Source organism: Streptomyces sp. NPDC058240 (assembly GCF_042882135.1).
Classification (GTDB): Bacteria; Actinomycetota; Actinomycetes; order Streptomycetales; family Streptomycetaceae; genus Streptomyces.
Map to the genome: position 1 here is coordinate 417,979 of NZ_JBHVWT010000002.1, position 17,935 is coordinate 435,913.

The 17,935-nt window shown below is 73.1% G+C and carries 17 protein-coding genes; 6 read left to right on the forward strand and 11 right to left on the reverse strand.

All coding sequences use genetic code 11. The annotated features are described in order from the left end of the window. The first annotated feature begins 15 nt into the window (after positions 1 to 15). Genes ACFVX4_RS07140 through ACFVX4_RS07160 form a run of 5 tightly spaced genes read left to right on the forward strand, consistent with a single transcriptional unit; the run spans position 16 to position 4,317 of the window. On the forward strand, positions 16 to 309 hold the full coding sequence (locus ACFVX4_RS07140) for a PAAR domain-containing protein (RefSeq protein WP_389972715.1): 294 nt from the start codon (positions 16 to 18) through the stop codon (positions 307 to 309). A 6-nt stretch (positions 310 to 315) separates the two neighbouring features. Continuing rightward, on the forward strand, positions 316 to 729 hold the full coding sequence (locus tag ACFVX4_RS07145) for a GPW/gp25 family protein (RefSeq protein ID WP_072488546.1): 414 nt from the start codon (positions 316 to 318) through the stop codon (positions 727 to 729). Then, positions 726 to 2,684, forward strand: coding sequence for a putative baseplate assembly protein (locus ACFVX4_RS07150; RefSeq protein ID WP_389972718.1), 1,959 nt, complete (start codon positions 726 to 728; stop codon positions 2,682 to 2,684). Before ACFVX4_RS07145 ends, ACFVX4_RS07150 begins: the two co-directional genes overlap by 4 nt. Positions 2,685 to 2,689: 5 nt before the next feature. Beyond that, positions 2,690 to 3,223 carry a phage tail protein gene (locus tag ACFVX4_RS07155; RefSeq protein ID WP_266416548.1) on the forward strand — a complete coding sequence of 178 codons (534 nt, stop codon included), beginning with the start codon at positions 2,690 to 2,692 and terminating at the stop codon, positions 3,221 to 3,223. Beyond that, the gene (locus ACFVX4_RS07160; RefSeq protein WP_389972720.1) at positions 3,220 to 4,317 is read left to right on the forward strand and encodes a discoidin domain-containing protein; all 1,098 of its coding nucleotides are present in this window, start codon (positions 3,220 to 3,222) and stop codon (positions 4,315 to 4,317) included. The genes ACFVX4_RS07155 and ACFVX4_RS07160 overlap by 4 nt, the downstream gene beginning before the upstream one ends. A gap of 7 nt (positions 4,318 to 4,324) precedes the next feature. On the opposite strand, the gene ACFVX4_RS07165 is transcribed toward ACFVX4_RS07160, so the two are convergent. From ACFVX4_RS07165 to ACFVX4_RS07195, 7 genes are all read right to left on the reverse strand, one after another. After that, positions 4,325 to 5,671: a diaminopimelate decarboxylase gene (locus ACFVX4_RS07165; RefSeq protein ID WP_389972722.1), complete on the reverse strand. Its 1,347-nt coding sequence runs from the start codon at positions 5,669 to 5,671 to the stop codon at positions 4,325 to 4,327. A 178-nt stretch (positions 5,672 to 5,849) separates the two neighbouring features. Then, complete coding sequence (locus tag ACFVX4_RS07170) at positions 5,850 to 7,544, reverse strand: PucR family transcriptional regulator (RefSeq protein WP_389972724.1); 1,695 nt, start codon at positions 7,542 to 7,544, stop codon at positions 5,850 to 5,852. Between the two features lie 7 nt (positions 7,545 to 7,551). Then, positions 7,552 to 8,808, reverse strand: a complete 1,257-nt coding sequence (locus ACFVX4_RS07175; protein ID WP_389972726.1) for a cytochrome P450 — start codon at positions 8,806 to 8,808, stop codon at positions 7,552 to 7,554. A gap of 22 nt (positions 8,809 to 8,830) precedes the next feature. Next, the gene (locus tag ACFVX4_RS07180) at positions 8,831 to 10,225 is read right to left on the reverse strand and encodes an NAD(P)/FAD-dependent oxidoreductase (RefSeq protein ID WP_389972728.1); all 1,395 of its coding nucleotides are present in this window, start codon (positions 10,223 to 10,225) and stop codon (positions 8,831 to 8,833) included. Next, positions 10,215 to 10,451: a ferredoxin gene (locus ACFVX4_RS07185; protein ID WP_389972730.1), complete on the reverse strand. Its 237-nt coding sequence runs from the start codon at positions 10,449 to 10,451 to the stop codon at positions 10,215 to 10,217. The genes ACFVX4_RS07180 and ACFVX4_RS07185 overlap by 11 nt, the downstream gene beginning before the upstream one ends. 90 nt (positions 10,452 to 10,541) lie before the next feature. Beyond that, positions 10,542 to 11,201, reverse strand: coding sequence for a hypothetical protein (locus ACFVX4_RS07190; RefSeq protein WP_389972732.1), 660 nt, complete (start codon positions 11,199 to 11,201; stop codon positions 10,542 to 10,544). 131 nt (positions 11,202 to 11,332) lie between these two features. Further along, positions 11,333 to 12,604, reverse strand: coding sequence for a mannosyltransferase family protein (locus ACFVX4_RS07195; RefSeq protein WP_389972734.1), 1,272 nt, complete (start codon positions 12,602 to 12,604; stop codon positions 11,333 to 11,335). 105 nt (positions 12,605 to 12,709) lie between these two features. On the opposite strand from ACFVX4_RS07195, the gene ACFVX4_RS07200 reads away from it, so the two are divergent. After that, complete coding sequence (locus tag ACFVX4_RS07200; protein WP_389972736.1) at positions 12,710 to 13,039, forward strand: hypothetical protein; 330 nt, start codon at positions 12,710 to 12,712, stop codon at positions 13,037 to 13,039. Positions 13,040 to 13,087: 48 nt separating this feature from the next. Here the strand turns inward: ACFVX4_RS07200 and ACFVX4_RS07205 are convergent, their stop codons facing one another. The 4 genes from ACFVX4_RS07205 to ACFVX4_RS07220 form a co-directional block, all read right to left on the reverse strand. Continuing rightward, a complete protein-coding gene (locus ACFVX4_RS07205; protein ID WP_389972738.1) occupies positions 13,088 to 13,585 on the reverse strand; it encodes a SigE family RNA polymerase sigma factor in 498 nt (165 codons plus the stop codon). Positions 13,586 to 14,018: 433 nt separating this feature from the next. Continuing rightward, a complete protein-coding gene (locus ACFVX4_RS07210; RefSeq protein ID WP_389972740.1) occupies positions 14,019 to 14,930 on the reverse strand; it encodes a hypothetical protein in 912 nt (303 codons plus the stop codon). Further along, positions 14,927 to 16,987, reverse strand: coding sequence for a hypothetical protein (locus tag ACFVX4_RS07215; RefSeq protein ID WP_389972742.1), 2,061 nt, complete (start codon positions 16,985 to 16,987; stop codon positions 14,927 to 14,929). The genes ACFVX4_RS07210 and ACFVX4_RS07215 overlap by 4 nt, the downstream gene beginning before the upstream one ends. Continuing rightward, positions 16,984 to 17,892: a hypothetical protein gene (locus tag ACFVX4_RS07220; protein ID WP_389972744.1), complete on the reverse strand. Its 909-nt coding sequence runs from the start codon at positions 17,890 to 17,892 to the stop codon at positions 16,984 to 16,986. The genes ACFVX4_RS07215 and ACFVX4_RS07220 overlap by 4 nt, the downstream gene beginning before the upstream one ends. Between the last annotated feature and the right edge of the window lie 43 nt (positions 17,893 to 17,935).

Genomic DNA, 17,935 nt, shown 5'->3' on the forward strand with positions numbered 1-17,935 from the left:
GAGGAACGGACTTCCATGTCAGCAGCCGCGGCGGCAGCCGCACGGGTCGGAGACCCCACCGGACACCCCGGCACGGTCGGGCTCCCCGGCGTCCCGTCCGTGCTCATCGGCGGGCTCCCCGCCGCCACGGTCGGCACCCCGCACCTGTGCGCGTCGCCGCCGCCCGCGGTGCACGCCCCGTCCACGATCACGCCGCCCGGCAGCACCACGGTGCTGATCGGCGGGCAGCCCGCCGCACGCGTCGGGGACCGGGCCGCCTGCGGCGCGCCGATCGTGTCCGGGTGCCTGACGGTGCTGATCGGAGGCTGAGCGTCCATGGGTCAGGAGTTCATCGGCGCGGGCTGGGCCTTCCCGCCGCGCACCGATGCCACCGGTTCCATCGCCCTGGTGCGCGGGGAGCACGAGCTGGAGGAGTCGATCCGGCTGATCCTGGCGACGTCACCGGGCGAGCGGCCGATGCGGCCGGAGTTCGGCTGCGCCGTCAACGACTACGTGTTCGCCCCGGCGGACGCGGGCACGGCCGGACAGCTGGCGTACGAGGTGCGTCTCGCGCTGGACCGGTGGGAGCCCCGGATCGAGGTCACCGAGGTCGTCGTCCGGTTCGACGAGGTGGACAACGGGGTCCTGTACATCGACATCGGCTACACCGTCCGGGGCGCCAACGACCCCCGGAACCTGGTCTTTCCGTTCTATGTGATCCCGCAGCACGAGGAGGTGGACGGCGCGTGACGCTGCCCAGCCCGTATCTGGACGACCGCCGCTTCCAGGGCCTGGTCGACGAGGCGAAACGGCTCGTCCAGCAGCGTTGCCCCGAGTGGACCGACCACAATGTGTCGGACCCGGGCGTGACCCTCATCGAGGCCTTCGCGACCATGGTCGACCAGCTCGTCTACCGGGTGAACCGGGTCCCGGAGAAGAGCTATCTGACCTTCCTCGACCTGATCGGGGTCCGGCTCCACCCGCCCACGGCCGCCCACACCGATGTGACGTTCCGGCTCTCCGCGCCGCAGCCCGAACCGGTGCGGGTGCGGGCCGGTACGGAGGTCGCGACCGTACGCACGGAGACCGAGGAGGCGGTGGTCTTCACGACCGTCGGCGAACTGTCCATAGTTCCCTGCGAGTTCGCCCACCTCGCCACCTGGCCGACGTCCGGCGACGCGGTCGACCGTACCGAGGAACTCGCGCTCGGCCGGTCCGTCCCCTGCTTCGGCGCCACGCCCGCGCCCGGCGACGCCCTCTACGTGGGCCTGTCCGCGGCCGTCCCCTCGGGAGTCGTCGTACTGCGGCTGGACTGCGCGGTCGAGGGCGTCGGCGTGGACCCGCTGCGGCCGCCGCTGCTCTGGGAGGCATGGGACGGCAGTGCCTGGACGGCCTGCGAGATCGAGAAGGACGACACCGGCGGCTTCAACCGGTCCGGAGAGCTGATCCTGCACCTCCCTCAGGGCCACACGCCCGCCGTCGTCGTACGCCGGACCGGCGGCTGGCTGCGCTGCCGCCTGGTGGAGGCCGTCCCGGGCCAGCCCACCTACATGGCGCCCCCGGTGGTCCGCCGGATCACCGCGTTCACGATCGGCGCGACCGTCGGAGCCGTGCACGCCGAGACCGTGACCGACGAGGTGCTCGGCCCGGCCGAGGGCGTACCCGGCCAGATCTTCACGGTGAGCCGCCCGCCGGTCGTCCCCGGCGACTTCGTCGTCGAGGTCGCGGACCCGGCGGGAGACCCGCAGGGCACGGAGTGGACCCGGGTCGACGACTTTGCGCACTCCGGCCCCGAGGACCGGCACATCACGCTCGACCCCAACTCGGGGCGGGTCGAATTCGGTCCGGCAGTACGGGAACGGGACGGCTCCATCCGCTACTACGGGAAGGTGCCGCCGAAGGGCGCCGCCGTGCGCGTGCGCTCGTACCGCACCGGCGGGGGGCTGCGCGGCAATGTCGCCCGCGCCACGCTCCGGGTGCTGCGCAGCGCCATCCCGTACGTGGCCCGGGTGGAGAACCGCCGCCCCGCGCTCGGCGGGGTCGACGGCGAGACGGTGGAGAGCGCCCGGGTGCGCGGCCCGATGACGCTGCGGACCCTGCACCGGGCCGTCGTGCCGCACGACTACGAACTGCTCGCCCGGGAGGTCGCGCCCGACGCGTCCCGGGTGCAGTGCATCCCGGCCGGCGGGGACCCGGACGTCGAGGCGGGCGGGGTGCGGCTGCTCGTCGTACCGGCCGGGCGCAGCGACGAGCAGGGCCGGATCCAGTTCGACGAGCTGATCCCGCCGCAGCACACCCTCGCCCTGATCGCGGGCCATCTGGACGAACGAAGGCCCATCGGCGCCCGGTTGGTGGTCGAGCGGCCCTTCTACCAGGGGGTCACCGTGGTCGCCTCGGTCCAGGCCCGCAGAGGTGTCGTGCTGGAGCAGGTGCGCGAGGAGGCGCTGACCGCCCTCTACAGCTACTTCAACCCGCTGAGCGGCGGACCGGGCCGCGACGGCTGGCCGTTCGGCCGGCCGATCCAGTCGGGCGAGGCGTTCGCCGTACTGCAACAGGTGCCGGGCGTGGACCTGGTGGAGGACGTACGCCTCTTCCCCGCCGACCCCGTGAACGGGCAGCGCGGCGAGCCCACCACCAAGATCGCACTGGACCGGCACGCGCTGGTCTTCAGCTACGAGCACCAGCTCCGGGTACGGGAGGCCTGACCGCCATGCGCACAGCCGTGACCGGCCTGCCGACACCGCACCCGCTGATCGAACAGCTCCCGGCGGTCTACCTGGAGCAGGACTTCCTGCGCCGGTTCCTCGCGGCGCTCGACGACGTACTCGCCCCGGTCCTGCTCTCCATCGACAATCTGCCCGCCCACCTCGACCCCCGCAGTGCGCCCGAGGACTTCCTGGCCTGGCTGGCCCAGTGGGTGGCCGTCGACACCCGCACGGACCGCCCGGTCGAGCAGCGCCGCGCGACGGTGCGCGGCGCGGTCGAGCGGCACAGCCGGCGAGGCACCCGGCGCGGTCTCGCGGAGGCGGTGTTCCTGGAGACCGGGATCGAGCCGGAGATCGTGGAGAGCGGCGGCACGGCGTGGTCGACGACGCCGCACACCCGGTTCCCGGGCGGCCCGCGGCCATGGGTCACGGTCCGGGTCCGGGCCGCGCAGCCGTACCAGGTCGACCGGGTACGGCTGGAGGAGCTGATCCGTACGGAGATCCCGGCGCACGTGGGCTTCGACCTGGAGGTCTCGTGATCTGCGGGACGTGCGGCCAGAACAACGCGCCGGGGACGCAGTTCTGTACGTCGTGCCAGGCGTTCCTGGAGTGGGAGGCGCCGCAGAGCGGTTCCCCGGCGCCTCCGGCCACCCCGGCCCCCCAGCCGCCCCGGCCCCGGCCGCAGCCGGCTCCCCAGCCGCACCGGCCACCCCAGCCGTCCCAGCCACACCCCGCACCCCAGCCGTCCCCTCAGCCCTCTCCCCCTGTTGTCGCGGCAGCCGCCCCGCGTCGCCCCGGCGACGACCCGGACGAGCCGGTCCCGGGGCCCGAGGCGCTGCCCGACGTACCGCCCGGCCCGCCGAGCACACCCCCGGGCCCGCCGCCCGCCCCGCCCGTCCACTGCCCCAACTGCCGTACGGAGAACGCCCCGGACCGCACCCTGTGCATCCGCTGCGCGCTGCTCCTGGACCCGGGCCCGCCGCCCGATGTCCGGCCTCCCTGGTGGCGCCGGATCTTCCGGCGGCGACCGCGTCAGGCGCCCACCGCGGGCACCCGGCCGAGGCGCCGACTGTGGCGCCGCCCCGGTCTGGCGCTGCCGATCGTGCTGATCGTGCTGGCGTGCGGTGTCTGGTTCGCCCTTCCGCACGTGTCCGGCTGGTTCGGCTTCGCCAAGGACGAGACCGGGACGCCGGAGGCGGTGCCGCCCACCCGGTTCCGGGCCTCCAGCCGGGCTGCGGGGCACCCAGCGGGTGCGGCGTTCGACGGCTTCAACAACCGCTACTGGGCGCCCTCGGCCGCCGGGCCCGACACCGGGGTGGGCCAGTACCTGGAGTGCGACTTCGAGCAGCCGGTACGGGTGCTGAAGCTGGTCGTCTTCTCGGGTACGTCGGCCAAGATGGACGAGTTCCTCACCCAGGCCCGCCCGGCCAAAATCACCGTCCTGCTCACCTCCGCCGACGGAACCAGTGTCAGCAAGAAGCTGCGGGTCAAGGACCAGCCGGGCCAGCAGACCTTCGACCTGCGCGGATCGGAGATCGTCAGGGCCCGGCTCACGACCGACACCACCTACGGAGCGGGTCCCGGCCGCCGGCTCGCCGTCGCCGAGATCGAGTTCTTCGGCCGGAGGTCCTGACGGGAGCTCACCTCGCGGACAGCGCCACCAGATTGTCCGCCTGCGCGAGGCCGCTCTCCTCGACGACCCCGCGCACGCTCTGCGCCTCGCGCACCAGCGCGAAGCGCACCTGCCCGTCGGCGCCGGTGCAGTAGCCGTACACCGCGGGCCGGGGCAGCGAGTTGTACGAGAAGTGCGAGGAGAAGTAGTACGCCCCGGTGTCGTAGAGCGCCACCACGTCGCCGGGTTCGACGACGGGGAGTTCGAGCCCGCTCGCGGTGAGGTCGCCGGCGAAGCAGCAGGGGCCCGCGATGTCGACGACCTGGGCCGGGCCCTGCTTGGGGCGGCCCGCGGCGTCGAAGACCCCGACGCGCAGCGGCCAGGAGCCGGGCATGAACACGGTACGGGTGGCGACCTGGGCACCCGCGTGCGTGACCGCGATCTGCCGTCCGCCCGCGGACTTGGTGTACTCGACGACGGTGCCGATCGTCCCGCTCTTGGCGAGCAGGGAGCGGCCGAACTCGGTGACCAGGGTGTAGCGGCCGTCGAAGAGACCCGGTGCGGCCTCGCGGAGTCCGGCGACGTGGTCGGCGTACGTGGGCCGGTCGTCCTCGTCGGCGAAGTTGACGGGCAGGCCGCCGCCGATGTCGATCCCGGTGATCCGGGCGTGGCCCAGCCGGGTGTTGATCCGCTCGGCCAGCTCGTACGCCGCGCGGATGCCCTCGGCGATGAGCGGCAGCGGGCAGCCCTGGGAACCGACGTGCGCGTGCAGCCGGTTGAGCCAGGGCCGGCGCTCGAAGGCTTCGACCACCGCGTCGACGGCCCCCGGATCACGCAGCGCGACGCCGAATTTCGAGGTCGCGGTCGCGGTGCTCATCGCGCCGATGGCCCCCGCCCCCACCTGCGGGTTCACCCGGAGGCCGATGGGTCCGGCGGCCTCCCGGCCGGCCAGCAGGCGGTCCACCCGGGCCATCTCCTGGAAGTTGTCCAGGTTGATCGCGATGCCGTGGGCGAGCGCGAACTCCAGCTCCTCGACCGTCTTCGCGGGGCTGTCGAAGACCAGCCGGTCGTACGCGAACCCGGCCGCCAGCGCCTGCTCCAGCTCACCGGGCGAGGCCACTTCGCACCCCATCCCCGCGTCCGCGAGCAACCGCAGCACCGGCACCAGACCGCACGCCTTCGCCGCGAAGGTGTGCCGTACCGGGGCGGGCCCCTCGAACGCCTCGTTCAGCGCGTCCACCGCGTCGAGCACACCGTCCACGTCGAGGAGCCCGACCACGGGCGCCTGCGGACCGAGCAGCCCGTCCTCGACGGCACGCGCCAGCGCCGCCGTGCGGCGGTCACCGCGCTGCCGGGCCGCCGAGCCTGAAGTCATGCGAACCACGACAACACCCCTCCATCTGCCACCTGGTCCGTACGGACGGCTTCGTGCCGGGCGTACGGACAGCTTCGAATCGGCTGTACGGACAGCTTCGGCGCGGAGGGGGCGGCGCGTCTTCGACCGACACGACGACGTCGGCCCGATTCCTTTGCCGTACCGGACAGCCGAACGATCAACGGCCGTCCGTCCCGGGCGGCCGGCGGGCCGCGAGCCGCAGTCCGACCTCCGCCAGGAGCCGCACGGCGGGGTCGGCCGGATCGACGCCGAACAGCTCCCGGGCCCGGCGCAGCCGGTACCGCAGGGTGTTGGGGTGCACATTGAGGCGCCGCGCGGCCGTGCCCGTGTCGCAGGACGCGTCGAGGTAGGCGGCGACCGAATCGCCGTACGCCGAACCGTGTGCCCGGTCGTGCTCCACCATTGCGTGCACCGGCCCGGACAGCGACCCCCACAACGGCTCCACCCGGTCGAGCAGCCGGAGCACCGTCGTCCCGGGGACCACCTCGTCGTACGCCGCCACCGCCGACACCGCCTCCCCGGCCGGCAGCCTCGCGGCCCGCTCCCGCAGCACCCGCACCACCAGCTCCGCGGTCTCCCGCGAGGCGGGCAGCCCCGACGGTCCGGCCGCCACCGGTCCGGCGCCCGCGAGGACCACGCCGCGCGGCATCGAGCGCGCGGTCGCCAGCAGGGTGCGGGCCGGATCGGTCTCACCGTCCCCGGCCGGGACCAGGACGTACAGCAGCCGCCCGGACCGCGCGCTCACGCACCCCGGCCGGTACGCGGCGGCCTGCAGCGCCAGCACATCCAGCACCCGCTGCCCGGCGATGCCGGACGCCTTGTCGGCACCGGACGCCTTGCCGACACCCGGCTCCCGCCCCTCGTACGCCTCCGCGACCACCACCGCGTACGGCCGGTCCGTCGCGACCCCGGCCTCGTGCGCGGCCCGGACGTCCCCCCTCAGGAGCGCGTGCACCGCCCCTTCCCGGGCCCTGGCCGCGGCCCGGCCCCAGGTCTGGTGGTGGGACAGATGAGGTACGGCGGCCCGCGCCGCCGTGCGCAGCGAGGCCGCCGCGTCCTCGGCGAGCGGCTGCCCGTCGGCGGCGGCCCAGAGGGACCCGAGCACCTCGGACCCGTGGCGCACCGCGATGGCCAGCCGCTCGGCGTACCGGGCGTCGGCGGGCAGCCGCACCACGTCTTCGGTGCTCCACAGGGCCTGGAAGAAGCCGCTCTCGCGGAGCTCGACGACCCGCCAGCGGGGGACCTCCTGGCCCAGGATCGTCAGCCGGCGCATCGGATCCGGTTCGTGGTCCAGCCGCGAGTAGGCCAGCACCCGCGACTGCGGATCCTCGATCGTGATGGCTCCGCCGACCAGGTCCGCCACCGTATTGGCCAGCCCGGACAGATCGCCGAGCCGCAGCCCCGCCAACCCGGCCGTTCCGCCCGCCCCGGCCGGGGCGCTGTGCACCAGAGCAGTCCGCAACCGGCCGAGCACCTCCGTCCAGCCCTGATCCGGCCGCCGGGTCAGCAGCGCCGTACGTCCCCGGCCCGCCGCCTCCAGCAGCGCCGCCCGCGGCCCCCGGCTGCCCCGCCGCATCACCACGGCCGCGGCCCCGGCCCGGTCGGCGCCGCGCAGCACGTCGACGGCCTCGGGCGAGGCGACCTCCACCCCGACCGCGAGCAGGATCAGCTCGGCCGCCGCCCACGTGCCGTCGTCCCGCTCCTCGCCGGGGTCGTACAGCGCCACATCGGTCACCGGCACACCGGTACCGCGCGGCGCCACGACGACATCGAGCATCCCGGGGGCGATCAGCCCGAGGATCTGCTCCAGCGAGGGGCCGGGGTCGCGCCGGTCCGGTTCGTGCGTCGGCATCCGCCCATCATGTTCCAAACAACCGGCCCTGGGTACGGAGGCCGTCGAACGCGACGTTCAGATGGCGGGGGCCGCGCAGCACGGCGTTCTGCCGGTACGGGGGAGGGTCCTCCACCAGCCGCGGGCCGTCGAGCCGGTGGGCGAGTTCGGTCAGGGCGAGTTGCGCCTCCAGGCGTGCCAGGGGTGCTCCGAAGCAGTTGTGGATGCCGCTGCCGAAGCCGAGATGCTGGATGTCCTGCCGGTCCGGGTCGAAGCGGTCGGGGTCGGGGAACCGTTTCGGGTCCCGGTTGCCGGAGGCCAGAACGAGCCAGACGGAGGCGCCCTTGGGGATGGTGGTGCCCGCGATGTCGATGTCCGCGAGGGTGGTGCGCTGCGGGAGCAACTGCACGGGGGGCTCGAAGCGCAGGAGCTCCTCCACGAGCGGGACGGCCAGCCGGGAGTCGTTGCGCAGCCGTTCGAGGACGTCGGGGTTGCGCAGCAGCGTGAGCATCCCGTTGGTGATGAGGTTGACCGTGGTCTCATGACCGGCGATCAAGAGCAGGGCGGCGGTGCTGAGCACTTCCATCCGGGTCATCTGCCCGTCCGGTCCGTGCTGGGTGACCAGCTCGGAGAGCATGTCGTCGCCGGGCGCCCCGCTGCGTTCGTCGATGAGCCCGGACAGGTACATCCCCAGTTCGGTGCGGGCCTGCTGGGTGACGCGGCGCCGCTCGCCGGGGTCCTGGTCGGGGTCCGGGTCGAGGCCGGCGGCGATGATGTCGGCCCAGGAGTGGAAGCGGGCCTCGTCCTCGCGCGGAATGCCCAGCAGCCGGCAGATCACGGTGACGGGGAAGGGGTACGAGAAGTCGTCGACGATGTCGACCTGCTTCCGGTCCCCGAAACCGTCGATGAGGTCGGTGACGATGCGGGCCAGTTCGCCGCGCATGTTGTGGATGCGCCGGGGTGTTTCCGGCGGCCCGAACGGGCGCATCGTCATACGGCGCAACCGGTCGTGCTCGGGAGGGTCCAGCCGCAGGAAGGCGGGCGGCAGGGACGAGGCCTCCTCCTCCTGGAGCAGGGTGCCCGCGGCACCGGGGGAGAGGTTGCGGGCGTCCGAGCTGATCCGCGGATCGTGCAGCAGACTCTTGATCTCCCAGTACGTGCTGACGACGAACAGCTCGTCCCCCTCCTGGCGCACCGGCTTCTTGCGGAGCTCGGTGTACAGCGGGTACGGGTCGGCGCGGTTGGCGTAGTCGGTGATCTGCCGCAGGAGCGTGTCTTGCGTCATGGTGGCGGGGTCCTTGCTGGGGTCAGGCGCGGGCGGGGGTGAAGGTGATCCGCTGGTCGGTCGGCGAGTAGCCGCTGACGGTGACGGACGGCCCGTGGGTGGGCAGCGAGGGGTCCGGGAAGTCGGCCGGGACCGGTCGCAGACCTTCGGGGCGGCGGTCCACCGAGGAGTACTCCGGGGGGAACGGGGCGGCCGATTCGATCTGCCGCTGGTAGAACTCCAGCCACTTCGTCTGGTCGAAGGAGACCGCGGCGATGACCCGGCCCTGGTACCCGTACACGCCGGTGAAGCGGTGGTCGGCGAGCGAGCCCTGGGTGACGATGACCTCCTCGCCCAGGGACGGGACGCCGACCGACTTGATGTTGACCCCGAACTGCGAGGACCAGAAGGCGGGGACCCACAGATGCGGGCGGCGCTCGGAACTGCTGCTGATCATGTTGTGCGCCGCGGTCGCGGCCTGCGCGACGGCGTTGCCCCAGTGCTCCAGGGAGAGGAACTGGTAGCCGAAGAGCGCGTGCGGGGACCGGGCGACATCACCGGCGACGAAGACGTCGTCGGTCACGATGCCGCGCACGTCGAAGGCCCGGCAGCCCGCGTCGCAGGCGATTCCGCGCGGACCGGCGCCGAGCCCGGATCCGGCCAGCCACTCGGTGTTCCGGGTGGCGCCGAGCGAGACGACGGCGACATCCGCGTCGAGGGCGGTGCCGTCGGACAGATGGGCACGCCGCAGCCGTCCCGCGGAGTCGCCCTCCAGCCCGGTGACCATGATTCCGCAGCGCAGGTCCACGCCGTGCTCGCGCTGCAGTTCCGCGGCCACCTGGCCGATCACACCGCCGAGCGCGCCCACGAGGGGCGCGGCCCCGCGTTCGGCGACGGTCACCGGCAGCCCGCGCTCGCGGCAGGCCGAGGCGATCTCCGAGCCGGTGAAGCCCGCGCCGATGACGAGCACCCGACGGGGCGATGCGGCCAGCCGCCGCTGGAGCCGGGCCGCGTCGTCGCGGGTGCGCAGCACGAAGACCCCGTCCAGTTCGGCCTCCACCGGATGCGGCCACGGCCGGGCACGTACACCGGTCGCGATCAGCAGCCGGTCGTACTCCACCTCGTCGCCGTCGGCCAGCCGCACCCGCCTGGCCGCCATGTCCAGCCCGGCGGCGGCGACCCCGAGCCGCCAGTCCGCGTCGAGCCCGTGCATCCTGGGCAGCTCGGTGCGATCGGCGGAGGCGTGGCCCAGCAGGACCTGTTTGGAGAGCGGCGGGCGGTCGTACGGTTCATGGGGCTCGTCACCGATCAGCGTGAGCGAACCGGTGAAGCCCTCCTCCCGCAGGGTCTCCGCGGCCCGGAGGCCGGCCAGGGAGGCGCCGACGATCACGATCCGCCCCTCGCGCCTCAGTTGCTCCAGGGCACCGTCACCGGACACCGGACGGCCCCTCTTCCACCGAGGCCGGTGCGCCGTCCGGGTCCTCCACCAGAATGGCCTGCACCGGGCACGCGGTGGCGGCACGCAGCACCTGCTCGCGCTGCGCCTCGTCGGCGTGCGGGTTGTACAACAGCGATTCCTCGCCGTGCATGGCGAAGACATCGGGTGCCAGGAAGGCGCACTGTGCGTACCCCTGACACCGGTTGAGATCGACGACAAGCCTCATCAAGGGGCCGCCCTTCCAGTAGTCCCCCGCATCAGCGTGCGAGGGCCGTTCCGGATCCGCGAGCACAGGCGGCCCGATGGAGTTATGCGGTCATCGGCGGGCCGACGGGTTCGCCGCGGCGCGTACGAGGATGTGCAGGCCGATGACCAGGGCCCACAGCGGGAACGCCAGCTCGGACCAGGCGACGGTGCCGGTCACGAGGAGCAGGGTCAGGCCGACGAGGACGCCGAGAACCGTGAGCGGGCGCGGCAGGATGCCGAGCCGGTGCCCGATGGCGGAGGTCGAGAAGACGAAGACCGCGGCCATGCGCATCGCGTAGGTCGTCAGCAGGCCGTACGTGAAGTGCCCGCCGAATGACCACAGCTGCTGCCCGGGATCGGCCCCGGACGCGTCGGCCGTCGCCAGCAGGCTTCCGGCCGCCGCCGCGGCCCCGAAAAGGGTCGCCACGAAGACCAGTCCGCTGCCCAGGAGGACGGTGGCGAGGAATTTGTCCTCGGCGTCCCCGATCCGGGCGCGTACGGCCCCGATGAACCACAGGAAGGCGATGCCCGCGAACGGGACGAGTTCGAGCGCCGTCCGCACCGTGCGCCGGCGCGAGGGGTCGGTGAGCCACTCGCCGGAGCCCTTGCCCTGCGCGGACGGAATCGCCAGCCGGATCATGACGATGGCGGCGGCGAGCAGCAGGGCGAAGACCACCCCGGCCGTTCCTGCGGCCCGCGGCGTGCGCAGAGCCCGGCCTCGCGTCTCCATGGGCGGTCGCTCGCCTCCTCCGGCTCCGGGGCGGTCGACGGACCGACACACCCCGGGACCAGCAAGCACCCGCACGGGCCCCGGTGCCACCCGGACCGGCCGGGAGGGTGAGCCGCCCGGCTGCGGGCGGGTCAGCCGGCCCAGCGTCCGGAGAGGAAGGTGACGGCGAAGACGGTCATCAGAGGTGCCGCGACGGCGAGATAGGCGGTCTTGACGCGGGGACTTCGCAGGCTCCAGGCGGCGAGACCGGTCCACAGCGGCCACCACAGGAGGGTCGCGCGGGGAATGGAGGTGTACCAGTAGGAGGTGCCCAGCGCCCACAGACTGAGCGCGATGTACGCGGCTTCCGCCCAGCGCCGCCGCCGGACCAGCAGGCCGCACAGGACGATGCCGACCAGCATGGTGAGGAGTTCGGCCTGGCACATCAGGGCGTACCCGGTGGCCTGGGAGTGTCCGAAGGCGGCGTGCCAGGTGTTCTTCCAGGCTTCCCAGGGGGCGTGGAAGTCGCGGTACCAGCCGCGTTCCTCGGCGTGCTTCCAGGCCATCCAGTCGGAGGTGTGCGCGTGCAGGTACCAGCTGTAGAGGAGCGGCGGCAGGGCGGGCAGCGCCAGCCAGGGCAGACGGCGCCAGTGGGCGGGGGTGCGCGCGGTCATCAGGAAGTGGACCGCGAGGGCCGCGGCGAGGAAGAGGCCGCTGACCCGGACGGTGGTGGCCAGGCACGTCAGGACGGCCGCGAGCGGCCAGTTGAGGCGCTGGGCGGCCAGCCAGGCGGGCAGGGCCAGGGCGAGGAAGAGCGCTTCGGTGTAGCCGACGGCCAGGAAGACCGCGCAGGGGGAGAGCAGGAAGAACAGGGCCGCGCGCTGCCCGGCTTCGGCCTGGGGCAGGTGCAGCCGGGCGATGCGGGCCAGGGCCAGCACGGCGACGCCGCCGGCGACGAGGGATATCAGCGCACCGGCGGCCGGCCAGCTCGGTACGACGGTGTGCACGGCCCGCAGCAGGAACGGGAAGCCGGGGAAGAAGGCCTCCCTGTTGTCCCAGCCGGATGTCCAGGGGCCGGACTGGCCCGGGAAGTAGCCCTGCTGGGCTATGTGCAGGTAGTGCCACCAGTCCCACCGCTGCCACGACGAGAAGAACGAGGCGGCGTGATGGGTCCCCGGTTCGTCGGGGAACATCCAGCGGGTGCAGTAGGCGATGGTCCAGATGCCCACCCGGGTCAGCAGGTAGAGCCAGAGCACCTCGCGGTCGGCGGGCCCGATCCGGAGCAACAGCAGGGCGAAGGGGTTCGTACCCGGGCTCGTGCCCGGCTCCGTGCCCGGCGACGGGGCGTCGCGGGGCACGCCGGGAGCGGTCCTGGCCCGGACGGGCGGATGCTCGCGCGGTCGCTGGGGGGTCGAAAGGATCACAACAGAATCTCCTGGGTCGGTTCAGCGCACACCGCATGGCCCGGCCGGGCGGCACCGGGGGCACACGAGGTCGGGGGAGCGGCGGGAGGTCAGGGAGGCGGGAAGGTGACGCTCCTGGTGGGCGAGGGCGGTGATGTGGTCGGGCGGTCGGAGGGCGTGCCCGACGGCGGCAGACTGGTCCGCGGCGAGGAGGGCGAGGAGTTTGAGGAGCTCGGAGAGACCGGGGACGGAGAGAGCCGGGGCGAGGGAACGGGCGAGGGAGTGTTGGCGGGGACGGTGGTGCCCGTGCTGTCCGGCACCAGCGAGGCCACGGCCGCGCCCGTGCCCGAGAAGGCCAGGCAGACCCCCACGGTCAGCGCGACGATCCGGCGCCTGCGCACTCGGTCCCCGCGCTCGGTGATGACCGAGGACGGAGCGGACCGCGCGCGGGCCTGACCGGCGGCGGCGGCTTCCTTGAACAGGGACCTCAGCGGGTCATGGGGTTCAGACACAGGGCCACTCCTCGGTACGCGGATCCTGCAGACGATGAGAGAGCGTGGCCCGGCCCCGGGCCAGATGCGTCTTGACGGTGCTGGCCGCCAGACCGGTCTCCGCGGCGATCTGTTCGACGGTCAGATCGCACACGTAATGCAGCGCCAGCGTGCGGCGCTGCTTGGGCGGCAGTCCCCGCAGCGCCTCCACCAACGCCACCGACTCGGGTCCGGGTGCCTCCGTATACGGCGGGGCACCACTGCGCTGCCAGGCATCCGCCGTACGGCGCCGCCCCCGCCACCGGCTCACCGCCAGCCGCCAGGCGACCGTACGGATCCACGCCTCGGGCTGCCCGTCACGGTCGAGCTGGCGCCGCCGGCTCCAGCCCTTGACGAAAGCTTCCTGCACCACGTCCTGCGCTTCGTGCTGGTCGCCGAGCATGACAAACAGCTGCCCGGTCAGCCGGGCAGCCGTCTGCGCGTAGAACTCTTCGAACTCCTCGACGGTCAACAAACAACTCCTGGATCTCCTCGGTCTCACCCGGCATACGCCCGGCACCCCGCATCCGGACGACACCGAACCCGAAGAAGCGGGGTGACGGTGATCACACACCGTCTCGGCCCCGGGCATACCTGAGAAAGAGGTATCAAACCCCTTGACCAGCGAGAAATTGGGAGGAGAATCTTCAATACACCAGAAAACCAGAGCGAGCCGCACCGCCGACGGAGACGTCCCGTCGACCGAGTGACCCCCTCGTCGGCTCTGGCCAGGCCCCCGGCAGCTCCTCCGGGCACGGAGCTTTCAGCGACGGCTGGAAGTCCCGGCACCGAGAAGGACTGCCGGGGACTGCATGTGTCCACGTGATGTGTCCACGTGCCCGTGCCTTTGTGTCCCCCGCCCGCGTGCCCCCGCGAACGCGTTCATCGCGCCCCTGGGCGCGGGATCACCGATGTTTCCCGTACGGGTCCGTCCCCTCGTCCCCCGCCGCATCGGTGTGGCCGATCCTGCGCAGCACCTCGTCGCCCTGCGGGACCCCCACGTCGCTCAGGACCCGCGCCATGTTGGCGCCGACGAAGCTCCGGTCCTCCGGTGTCAGCGACTGGAGCGCCGCCGCGAGGGTGTGTTCCCAGTCGTTCCGGTCGGAGAGCAGACCCCGATGGGTCACCGTCCAGTCGAGCACGTCCTTCGCCTCTTCCGGCCGGTGCAGCAGCCAGAGGGCCGCAAGGCCGACCGGGCCGCCCGCGACGACCTCCCGGTAGAAGCGGTACGCCTCACGGTGGGCTTCGCCGAAGCCCGACGGAAGAGTGGGTGCCGCGCCGGTGCCGGGGGTGGGCAGGAGCGCGGCCGGCGGGTCCAGGAACCAGTAGGTGAGGCCGGAGCCGTCGATCACCCTCGGCCGGCCGGGAGGTTCCACCTCGGTCGTACCGAAGTGGGGCGGAGGCGTCCGCAACGGGTCGGGGACACCGGGCAACGTGGCATTCGCGTTGATGTGGCCGACGACCAGCTGCCGGGCCCGCTCCTCGGTGAGCCGGACCCTCGCCGCGACGACCGGGTTGCTGATCTTCCAGACGACTCCGTAACGGGCCGGGGCCTTCGGAGGCCGGCGCGGGATGTCGACCGAGATCCGCCGCTCCGCGAGCGAGACCCACACGATGTCGAAGAACTCCCCCTCACGCACCTCGCGCCGCGTGGGCCGCGGATAGCCCCAGTAGTCACCGTCCCGGGGCGGCACCATCGCGTCCTCCCCGCCGTCCGCGAGGAACACCAGGGCCCGGCCCTCCGGGGCGCCGAACCGGAGACGGAACAACTGCCAGGCCGCCGAGGAGTCCAGCGGCGAGATGAGCGGGCCGGTCATGAGGCGAGCCTTTCCGTCGAGGCCGTACGGGAACGGTGGTGACGCAGGACGAAGCGCAGGACGCCGCGGTGGTTCCGGGCCGCCGCGGCGAGGTCGGCGAGGACCTGCGGGAAGGCGGTCCGCCGCCGCAGCTCCGGATCGCCCTCGATCAGGAACAGGCCCGCCGCCACCGCTTCGTGGGTGGCGGGGTCGTCCAGGGCCGCGACCACGAGGCCGCGGGCCCGTTCCGGGTGGATCGCGAGCAGCTCGGCGAGACGCACCCGCCGCACGCCCGGAGCCTTGGGCAGGGGGAAGGAGTCCCTGCTCATCGATTCGACGGCGTGAACGGCCAGACCATGACGTGGTGTGCCCGGACCGGCCCCCTGCCACTCCCGCAGGAGATCGAGGACGAGGGCGTGGTTGGCGTCCTCGGAGAGAAGGGCGCTGAGGGCGAAGGACACCGCGGTGCGCAACGGGACCTCCAGTTTCTCGCCCGTTCTGTCGAGCACGGTGTCCAGGAGCTTCAGAGCGGCGGCGGGACGGGCCAGGCCGTAGCTGCCCCCGCAGGTCTCGGCCACGGTGCAGCGGAGAGCGACGGGGGCGGCCCGGCTCCACTGCCGCAACTGCTCCCGTACCGCTCCGGTGAGGGCGGGGTGCTGGACCATCTCGCCGAGCGCGTTGGCCACCAGGCGACGGCGCCAGCGCTTGTCCGACGCGGCGAAGGGGTGCAGCTGGCGCAGGGTGTCCGGCCCGGTCGCGTGGGCCAGCACCTTCCCGATCGCCTCGCCCGCCGCCAGTTCGACGCCGGGGTGATGGGGAGCCTCGTCCAGGCTCTTCCACAGCAGCTCCGCCATGCCTTCGTACTCCAGCCACAGCGACCGGAGCAGGGCGTTCGACCGGTGCCGTCCGGAGAAGTCGACCGGCTGGACCGGATAGCGCTGCGCCGCTCCGTACCGGGGCGGCAGCAGGCGCGCGCCGACGGCCGCCAGCCGGTCCTCGAAGGCCGGCCCGAGCACGTCGTGCCGGGCCGCCGCCCCCTCGCCGTGCCCAGGTCCCCCGGCCACTGCCGGTGCCGGGCCGCCGCGGCCGTCGATGTGGGGGCGCAGGATCGCGCCGAACCGTTCGACGACCGTACGGTCCTGGTCGGGCAGCAGCGAGATCGCCGCCATCAGCGAGATCCGGTCGGCCCGGTCGCGTGCTTCCGCGAGCGCTTTGCGCGCCGCCGCGGGGCTGCCGGTCCGTAGGTCGGCGAGTACGGACGCGGCCGACTTCCCCGCCACGACGAGGTCGCGCAGCCCCTGCGCCACCGCGACACCGTCCCCCGGCAGCGGGTGCGCGTCCAGGTGGCCGACGAAGTCCGGTGCGGCGAGGTGCCGCAGCGCGTCGGCCTCCTGCCCGGTGGTGAGTTCACCTGCCTCGGCCATGGTGTTCAGGCGCTTCACGGCCACCTCGGCGGGCGGCGGCGGGCGGTGTGCGACCTGCCAGGGCAGCGTGCCGCCGGGCAGCGCCGTCTCCATCCGTACGGTGACGACCAGATGGGCGCCCGAACGGCGCAGCAGCGAGGCCAGCCCGGTGAGCACGACTTCACCGAGCAGGTCGGCGGCCCCCGGGGACAGACCCTGGAGCAGATAGCCGCGCGGCTCCTTGGGACGCCACCGCGACAGGTCGTCGGGCGAGTCCAGACCGATGATGCCGCCGGCCCCGTACCGCTCCGCCAGCAGTGCGAACGCGGCCGTACCCGCCCCCGTGCCGCTCCCGGCCCGCAGTACCAGGAGGTGGCTGTCCAGCACCTTGCGGCACCGGGTGTGGGTCGGTGGTTCGACGAATCCGTGCAGACGGGCGCGCACGTCGTCCGCGGGGTACGGGCCTTCCCGCAGCCGGGGTTTGCGGATGCGCTCGCTGACGTCCTCGTCGGGGTGGACGCCGATGAACACGTTGGCGTCGCCCGCGATCCCGCCCATGACCGCGAAGCCCTGGTCCACCCGTTGCTGGTTGTCGCGGTAGGAGCTTCCCGGGCCGGGACCGCCTTCGGAATCCTCGCCGTCCGGGCCGCGGGAGGTGTCCGCGCCGGCGCTCACCGGGGGTCCCCGGCGCCACCGACCCGCTTGTCGCCCGAGACGTTGTCGCCGCCGCCCCAGTGCTGGTTGGTGCCGTGGTACGTGGTGGAGCCGCCGGTGTACGTGAGGTCCCGCCCGACGCTCCCCATCACGGCGGCGCCTTCGCCCACGTGCTGAGTGTTGCCGCTGTAGTGCGTACCGGGCGACGTCGCCGGTGCCTGTTCCCGGTCGGCGGAGGTGTCGGTCGGCGCCGCGGGTTCCTCGCGCGGTCGCACGCCGGCCTGCACAAGGTTTCCGGACGGCGACGGGACGTACAGCCATGCCCGCTGAGAGAAGTTCTTCCCCTCCACGGTGGCCGGGACCTCCACACAGCGGGCGGGGTGCAGTCCGGTGTACCCGCCGAGCACGACGTCCTCGTAGACGCGCTGGGAGACGACCGCCGCCAGGTGGGTGACCTGCTCGCTCGCCGCGGTCAGGATGGCCTTGACCGGACGGGAGTCCAGCAGCCGGTGCGTGTCGTTGCGGGCCGTGCCGTTGCCGTCGCCCGGACGGTCCGCGTCCGGCAGCGGTCCGACGTGGACGCTGGCCCGGAGCCGGATGCGGGGGCCCACGCACTGCTTGTTGTACGCGCCGAGCGTGTCGTCGAGCACGCCCAGGAACGGCCAGAGGACGAAGGGCAGCAACGCCGGATCGAAGCCGAACACCACGCCGTCCCCGGTGTTGGCCAAAAACCGCTTGGCCTCGCGCAGCTCGTGGAGCCCGGCACGGTCCAGCGCCTGGTCCACGAGTTCGGGGATCAACTGGCTCACCGGACCGTGCTGCACGGCGGGCAGGCCGGTGAAGTCCTTCGCGTCGACGGCGAACAGGGCCCGGTAGGGAGGCAGCGGACGGCTCTCGGCGTACGGGGCGGGAACGGGGCTGGACATGCGTGATCTCCTCGTGGACGGCGGGACGGTTACGAAGCCGGTG

Excerpts from the sequence above, each read along its gene's own strand:
- ACFVX4_RS07140 (WP_389972715.1), top strand. The coding sequence starts at position 16 with ATGTCAGCAGCCGCGGCGGCAGCCGCACGGGTCGGAGACCCCACCGGA.
- ACFVX4_RS07145 (WP_072488546.1), top strand. The coding sequence starts at position 316 with ATGGGTCAGGAGTTCATCGGCGCGGGCTGGGCCTTCCCGCCGCGCACC.
- ACFVX4_RS07155 (WP_266416548.1), top strand. The coding sequence starts at position 2,690 with ATGCGCACAGCCGTGACCGGCCTGCCGACACCGCACCCGCTGATCGAA.
- ACFVX4_RS07165 (WP_389972722.1), bottom strand. The coding sequence starts at position 5,671 with ATGACTTCAGGCTCGGCGGCCCGGCAGCGCGGTGACCGCCGCACGGCG.
- ACFVX4_RS07170 (WP_389972724.1), bottom strand. The coding sequence starts at position 7,544 with ATGCCGACGCACGAACCGGACCGGCGCGACCCCGGCCCCTCGCTGGAG.
- ACFVX4_RS07175 (WP_389972726.1), bottom strand. The coding sequence starts at position 8,808 with ATGACGCAAGACACGCTCCTGCGGCAGATCACCGACTACGCCAACCGC.
- ACFVX4_RS07185 (WP_389972730.1), bottom strand. The coding sequence starts at position 10,451 with ATGAGGCTTGTCGTCGATCTCAACCGGTGTCAGGGGTACGCACAGTGC.
- ACFVX4_RS07190 (WP_389972732.1), bottom strand. The coding sequence starts at position 11,201 with ATGGAGACGCGAGGCCGGGCTCTGCGCACGCCGCGGGCCGCAGGAACG.
- ACFVX4_RS07210 (WP_389972740.1), bottom strand. The coding sequence starts at position 14,930 with ATGACCGGCCCGCTCATCTCGCCGCTGGACTCCTCGGCGGCCTGGCAG.
- ACFVX4_RS07220 (WP_389972744.1), bottom strand. The coding sequence starts at position 17,892 with ATGTCCAGCCCCGTTCCCGCCCCGTACGCCGAGAGCCGTCCGCTGCCT.